The organism is Enterobacter sichuanensis, assembly GCF_002939185.1.
Classification (GTDB): domain Bacteria; phylum Pseudomonadota; class Gammaproteobacteria; order Enterobacterales; family Enterobacteriaceae; genus Enterobacter; species Enterobacter sichuanensis.
In genome coordinates this window covers 1-2,439 of record NZ_POVL01000126.1, presented here as the reverse complement: position 1 = coordinate 2,439, position 2,439 = coordinate 1, and the positions used below count along the sequence as shown (strand labels likewise).

The 2,439-nt window shown below is 58.1% G+C and carries 3 protein-coding genes; all 3 read left to right on the top strand.

Features of this window, described 5'->3' with window-relative positions:
* Window positions 1-92: 92 nt before the first annotated feature.
* The 3 genes from tnpA to tnpC are packed head-to-tail and all read left to right on the top strand — an operon-like array spanning window position 93 to window position 2,402.
* A complete protein-coding gene (gene tnpA, locus C5687_RS23950) occupies window positions 93-470 on the top strand; it encodes an IS66-like element accessory protein TnpA (RefSeq protein WP_004118218.1) in 378 nt (125 codons plus the stop codon).
* Window positions 467-814 (top strand): IS66 family insertion sequence element accessory protein TnpB, encoded by a 348-nt coding sequence (gene tnpB, locus C5687_RS23945; protein ID WP_004114612.1) that lies wholly within the window; start codon window positions 467-469, stop codon window positions 812-814. Before tnpA ends, tnpB begins: the two co-directional genes overlap by 4 nt.
* Before the next feature lie 49 nt (window positions 815-863).
* Window positions 864-2,402, top strand: coding sequence for an IS66 family transposase (gene tnpC / locus C5687_RS23940; protein WP_049194120.1), 1,539 nt, complete (start codon window positions 864-866; stop codon window positions 2,400-2,402).
* The last annotated feature ends 37 nt before the right edge of the window (window positions 2,403-2,439 follow it).

Genomic DNA, 2,439 nt, shown 5'->3' with positions numbered 1-2,439 from the left:
GTAAGCGTACAGCGTGAACCGTCTGGTCATAATCTGAAGCATCCGACAAAGTGGTGTCCACCAAATAAGTAGTGGGAACCAAAGTGTCAGATATGCAGAAAAATATGACTCCCGGCAGGCGTAAAGGCTGCCCTAATTATTCTCCTGAGTTTAAACAGCAACTCGTTGCTGCCTCCTGCGAACCCGGGATATCCATCTCAAAACTGGCGCTTGAAAATGGCATTAATGCCAATCTGCTCTTTAAATGGCGCCAGCAGTGGCGCGAGGGAAAGCTGCTATTACCTTCCTCTGAGAGTCCTCAGTTACTTCCTGTGACTCTCGATGCCACCGCCGTACAACCAGAACCGCCCGCTGAGGACTCAGAGCTCAGCATCAGCTGTGAGGTAACGTTCCGGCACGGGACACTCCGCCTCAACGGCACGGTCAGCGAAAAGCTTCTGACTCTGCTGATACAGGAACTGAAGCGATGATCCCGCTACCAACAGGCACCAAAATCTGGCTGGTTGCCGGTATTACCGATATGAGAAACGGCTTCAACGGGCTGGCTGCAAAAGTGCAGACGGCGCTGAAAGACGAACCGATGTCCGGCCATGTCTTCATCTTCCGGGGCCGCAGCGGCAGTCAGGTTAAACTTCTGTGGTCCACCGGCGACGGGCTGTGCCTGCTGACCAAACGGCTGGAGCGCGGGCGCTTCGCCTGGCCGTCAGCTCGCGATGGCAAAGTGTTCCTGACCCCGGCGCAGCTGGCAATGCTGCTGGAAGGCATCGACTGGCGACAGCCGAAGCGGTTGCTGACCTCCCTGACCATGCTGTAGGCTTCTTTATCCTGGTTGTCGCAGAATAAGCCTGGTAAAATGCTGGCTTATGAATGACATCTCTTCTGACGACATCCTTCTGCTGAAACAGCGCCTTGCCGAACAGGAAGCGCTGAACCGTGCCCTGCTGGAAAAGCTGGCAGACCGGGAGCGCGAAATAGACCATCTGCAGGCGCAGCTGGATAAACTTCGCCGGATGAACTTCGGCAGCCGTTCCGAAAAAGTCTCCCGCCGTATCGCACAAATGGAAGCCGATCTGAACCGGCTTCAGAAAGAGAGCGATACGCTGACCGGTCGGGTGGATGACCCGGCAGTACAGCGCACTCTGCGTCAGACCCGCACCCGCAAACCGTTCCCCGAATCACTCCCCCGCGATGAAAAACGCCTGCGGCCAGCGGGTTCCTGCTGCCCGGAGTGTGGTGGTGCGCTGAGTTACCTGGGTGAGGATGCCGCTGAACAGCTGGAGCTGATGCGCAGCGCCTTCCGGGTGATCCGGACCGTACGGGAAAAACATGCCTGCACAAAATGTGATGCCATCGTGCAGGCCCCCGCGCCTTCGCGCCCCATTGAGCGGGGTATCGCCGGACCGGGGCTGATGGCCCGCGTGCTGACCACAAAGTATGCAGAGCACACACCGCTGTATCGTCAGTCTGAAATATACGGTCGCCAGGGCGTGGAACTGAGCCGTTCACTGCTGTCGGGCTGGGTGGATGCATGCTGCCGGCTGCTGTCCCCGCTGGAGGAGGCGCTTCAGGACTATGTCCTGACTGACGGTAAACTCCATGCCGATGATACCCCGGTCCAGGTGCTGTTGCCGGGCAATAAGAAGACGAAGACCGGGCGGTTGTGGACGTATGTTCGTGATGACCGCAACGCCGGGTCAGCGCTGGCACCGGCGGTGTGGTTCGCCTACAGCCCCGACAGAAAAGGCATCCATCCGCAGACCCATCTTGCGGGGTTCAGCGGTGTGCTACAGGCGGATGCGTACGCCGGGTTCAACGAGCTGTACCGCGATGGCCGGATAACGGAAGCCGCCTGCTGGGCTCACGCCCGCCGTAAAATCCACGATGTGCACGTTCGCACGCCGTCAGCCCTGACGGAGGAAGCCCTGAAGCGTATCGGCGAACTGTATGCCGTGGAGGCGGAAATAAGAGGAGTGCTGGCGGAACAACGGCTTGCTGAACGTCAGCGGAAAACGAAACCGCTGCTTAGTACCCTGGAAAGCTGGTTGCGTGAAAAAATGAAAACTCTGTCGCGACACTCGGAGCTGGCAAAGGCGTTCACGTACACCCTGAACCAGTGGCCGGCCCTGACGTACTATGCAGAAAACGGCTGGGCCGAAGCCGATAATAACATCGCTGAAAATGCGCTGCGGATGGTCAGTCTGGGTCGTAAAAACTGGTTGTTCTTCGGCTCAGACCACGGTGGTGAGCGGGGAGCGTTGCTGTACAGTCTGATCGGGACGTGCAAACTGAACGGCGTGGATCCAGAAAGCTACCTTCGCCATGTCCTTGACGTCATAGCTGACTGGCCGGTCAACCGGGTCAGCGAGCTGCTACCCTGGCGCATCACACTGCCAACTGAATAACACATCCCCGTCAATACGGTTCTCGCTGTACGCTTAC